The organism is Microbacterium barkeri (assembly GCF_027921765.1).
Classification (GTDB): Bacteria; Actinomycetota; Actinomycetes; order Actinomycetales; family Microbacteriaceae; genus Microbacterium; species Microbacterium barkeri.
The window spans coordinates 1-3,916 of sequence record NZ_BSEJ01000027.1 but is presented as its reverse complement, the minus strand read 5'-3'; the positions used below and the strand labels follow the sequence as shown (position 1 = coordinate 3,916).

At 73.4% G+C, this 3,916-nt stretch carries 4 protein-coding genes; 3 read left to right on the top strand and 1 reads right to left on the bottom strand.

Annotated features, from left to right (window positions below; translation table 11 throughout):
* Window positions 1–137: 137 nt before the first annotated feature.
* On the top strand, window positions 138–647 hold the full coding sequence (locus tag PKE79_RS16400) for a glycine cleavage system transcriptional repressor (RefSeq protein ID WP_271174779.1): 510 nt from the start codon (window positions 138–140) through the stop codon (window positions 645–647).
* 1 nt (window position 648) lies between these two features.
* Here the strand turns inward: PKE79_RS16400 and PKE79_RS16395 are convergent, their stop codons facing one another.
* Entirely contained in the window at window positions 649–924 is a 276-nt protein-coding gene (locus PKE79_RS16395; protein ID WP_271174778.1) for an acylphosphatase, read from the bottom strand.
* 123 nt (window positions 925–1,047) lie between these two features.
* Between PKE79_RS16395 and PKE79_RS16390 the strand changes: the two genes are divergently transcribed.
* Both PKE79_RS16390 and PKE79_RS16385 read left to right on the top strand, forming a co-directional pair.
* Entirely contained in the window at window positions 1,048–2,334 is a 1,287-nt protein-coding gene (locus tag PKE79_RS16390; RefSeq protein WP_271174777.1) for a M23 family metallopeptidase, read from the top strand.
* A 204-nt stretch (window positions 2,335–2,538) separates the two neighbouring features.
* A partial coding sequence (locus tag PKE79_RS16385) for a DUF222 domain-containing protein (RefSeq protein ID WP_271174776.1) occupies window positions 2,539–3,916 on the top strand: 1,378 nt, incomplete at its 3' end.

Genomic DNA, 3,916 nt, shown 5'->3' with positions numbered 1-3,916 from the left:
TTCAGAGCGGATGCGGTAGCAGCTCCACTCTGCCGGGAGGTTCTCGTCACATCAGGGAAGCCAGATCAAACAACGTCCCTGAGCAGTACAGCTAGCGGGGACTGCGCGCGGCGGGGCCGCTCAGTAGGGTGGGGAGCGTGACATCGCTCGTCCTCACCGTCATCGGAGACGACCGCGAGGGCCTCGTGGCGGCCCTCGCCGACGTCGTCGACGCCCACGGCGCCAACTGGGAGAACAGCCGGCTCGCCGAGCTCGACGGCACGTTCGCGGGCGTGATCCAGGTCTCGGTGCCGCCCGAGCGCGTCGACGCGCTCCGCGAGGGACTGAAGGGTCTCGAAGGGCTGCTCACCGTGGTCGTGCGCGCCGCCGAGGAGGTGCACGCGCCGCGCGGTCGCAGCGTCACGCTCCAGGTGCTGGGGCACGATCGTCCGGGCATCGTGCGCGAGATCTCCTCTGCCCTGCGCGCCCGCTCGCTGAGCATCGAGTCGATGGCGACCGAGGCGCGCGACGCGGCCATGGCGGGCGGGCGCCTGTTCGAGGCGACGGCGGAGCTGCGGGTGCCCGACGACGTCGACCTCGCCGACGTCGTCGCCGACCTCGAGCGGATCGCTGCCGAGATCCAGGTCGACGTCACGTTCGTCGAGTAGCTCAGACCGAGGGGCGCAGCTCGAACGCGGTCGCGCCCGTCGGGGCGATCTCCTCGATCGCGATGTCGTCCACGCGGGAGCCGGTCGGCCCCTGCCGCATCCAGTCGACGACCGCGTCGACGGCGTCGGAGCCGCCCTCGAGCTCGGCCTCGACGCGATCCGCGCCCGCGTTGCGGACCCAGCCGACGACATCCCTGCGCTCTGCCTGACGCGCCGTGCTCCACCGGAATCCGACGCCCTGGACGACGCCCTCGACGACCACCCTGACCCGCCTCATGCGGGCCATCCTCGCATCGGATGGCCCGCAGCTGAAGGAGGTGCGCGGGCACCCCGCACGGCCGATCTCGCCGCGGGTCTTCCGTCTGCGACGAGAACCGGTCAGTATAGGCGCGGGGGAAACATGCAGCAGGACACTTCCGACGGCGAGTCGAACGACGCATCCGCGACGCGGGTGCGCTCGACGCGCGCCGCGCACGCGAGCGTCATCGTGGCGGCCCTCGTCGCCGCGGCCACCGGAGCCGGCGCCCTCGCGGCGGCCGGCGCGCCGCCCGAGAGCGAGCCGGTCGCGGCGGTCTCGATCGCGGTCGACGACGGCGAGGTGTCCGACGACCTCGAGCGCCCCGAGTCGCCGACCGCGGGCCTCTCGGATGAGGCGGCGGCGTTCGCCGAGGCCGGCGCGATCGAGGTGCCCGCGCTCGCCGGAAGCGACTACGGCGCGACGACCGTCGACGAGGTGACGAAGCTGCGGCGCGAGGCGCGCGAGAAGCTCATCCGCGCGGCGATCGCCGCGGGCATCGACGTCGACCTCTCGCGCCTCGGGGACGACGGCAAGCTCGCGTCCCTCGACACCTTCCTGTGGCCGATCGCGAACCCCGTGCTCACCGACCAGTTCGGGGCACGCAACGGTCGCCACATGGGCATGGACATCGCGGCGCCGGGCGGCACGCCCATCGGCGCGGCCGCTCCTGGCATCGTCGTGCTCTCGAGCGAGAGCCACTACGGCTACGGCGTCGCGGTCATGATCCAGCACGTCAACGGCGTGCGCACGCTCTACGGGCACATGACGCACGGGAGCCGCGTGGTCGAGGAGGGCGACTGGGTCGAGGCGGGCGATCCCATCGGCCTCGTGGGCAACACCGGTCGCAGCTTCGGGAACCACCTCCACTTCGAGGTGCACGTGAACGGCGTCCCGGTCGACCCGCGTCGCTACCTCGACGGGGCCGGCGAGCCAGTCGACATCAAGCCGTGGGCTCCTGACCCGCGCGCATCGCAGAACCCGCAGCCCGCCGAGAGCCCGCAGTCGAGCGAGCCGCCGAAGCCGTCGGAGAACCCGCAGCCCTCGGAGAAGCCGAGCGAGACGCCGAAGCCGAGCACGCCGCCGACGACACCGCCGCCGACGACCCAGCCCCCCGCGACGACGCCGCCTCCGACGAGCCCGCCGCCCGCGACGACGCCGCCTCCCACGAGCCCGCCGCCCACGCAGCCGCCCGCGACGACGCCGCCTCCCACGACGCAGCCGCCCGCGACGAGCCCGCCGCCCACCGAGCCGGCGCCATCCCCCGAGACGAGCGAGCCCGCGCCATCCCCGAAGACGAGCGAGCCGTCCACCCCGTCGCCATCGCCGTCGCAGACGCACACGCCGGTCACCCCGATGCCGCTGCCGACGGTGACTCTGCCGCCGGAGTGACCAGGGGGCCGGGCAGTCCTGCCGCGGCTTGTTCCTGTTTCTCGACGCCTAGGCGCCTCGCCGCCTCGCCGCCTCGCCGCTGACCGAGCGCGGCTGGGGCCTCCGACGAGCCGCCGAGGCACCCCGACATGCGGGGTCGGATTCTCGGGATCACCTCTTCCGCCATCCCGTTCGAATGTCGGTGGTGGGGTTGATGATGGGGGTGTGACGAGCAGGAAGCCGCGGTTTGTGGATCCGCTGTCGTGGGATGCGACGGTGGAGGAGCGGTGGGTGCTGTCGAATGTGCGGGAGACGTTGACGGGTTTCCGGCGGGCGGTGGCGTCGGCTGCGGCGGCGGAGGTGCAGGCGTTCGCGGTGGCGGCGCGGGTGGCGCGGGCGCAGATGGAGCGGTCGGGGTCGGATTCGGAGTTCGCGTTCCCGTGGCGGGCGGTCGCGGCTGAGCTCGCGGTGGCGTTGCATGTGTCGGTGGGGGAGGTGGAGGCGCGGATGGCGGACGCGGAGCTGCTGGAGGCGCGGTTGCCTCAGGTGCGGGCGGCGCTGTCGGCGGGGCGGATCACGCGCAAGCATGCGGATGTGATCCGGGAGGTCGCGCAGGGGCTGCCGGATGCGGTGCTGGGGGAGTTCCTGGGGCGGGTGCTGGGGTTCGCGGAGGAGGCCACGCCGCGGCAGCTGCGGGTGTTCGCGAGCGAGCTCGCGGCGGTGCTGCATCCGGTTCCGGTGGCGGAGGGTCAGGCGGCGGTGCGGGAGAAGCGGGGAACGTGGACGCGGGCTCTGCCGGGTGGGCTGGGTGAGTTCGTGATGCGGGACGAGGCGTCGGTGATCGCGGCGGTCGCGGACCGGCTGGATCAGATGGCGCGTCTGGTCGAGGCCGATGAGCGCCGCGCGGACCGGGAAGCGCAGGACGCGGCGCGGCTGGCGCGGGATGCGGCGGATGCGGCGGTGGGGGTGACGAGGGACGGGTTGGGGTTCCGGGTGGATCGGGACGGGAACCGGATCGACCAGGGCGCGGTGCGGGTGCCTGGCGGCGCCCCGGACCCGGTGGTCGATCCGGGGCTGGCGGTGCGGGATGCGGGGCTGTTTCCGGGGCGGTGCGCGCCGGGGGAGCGGGAGGGGGCTCGGGAGGCGGAGCGGGTGCGGGTGACGCGCACGCAGCGGCGGGCGGATCTGGCGGGGAACCTTCTTCTGACGGGGGCGCCGACGGGGTATCCGGTCGACGGGGATCCGGAGCGGCTGTCGGGGGTGCGCGGGGCGGTCGCGGTGACGGTGCCGGTGACGAGTCTGGTCGGGCTGGATGACGGGCCGGCGATGCTGGCGGGGTACGGGCCGGTCCCGGCCGAGACCGCCCGCCGGCTCGCGCGGTATGCGCCGGGGTGGGAGCGGATCTTCCAGAACCCCGACACCGGTGCTCTGCTGACCGTCGATCACTATCAGCCGACCGCGGCGATCCGTCGTCTGGTCGAGCTGCGGGACGAGTGCTGCCGGTTCCGAGCTTGTCAAGTTGTGTGTGTAAGGAGTTGGGTCCTCGGGGTCAGAGGTAGGGCTCGATGCGCTCGGGGTAGACGAGGGCGAGTTGTTCGAGGGC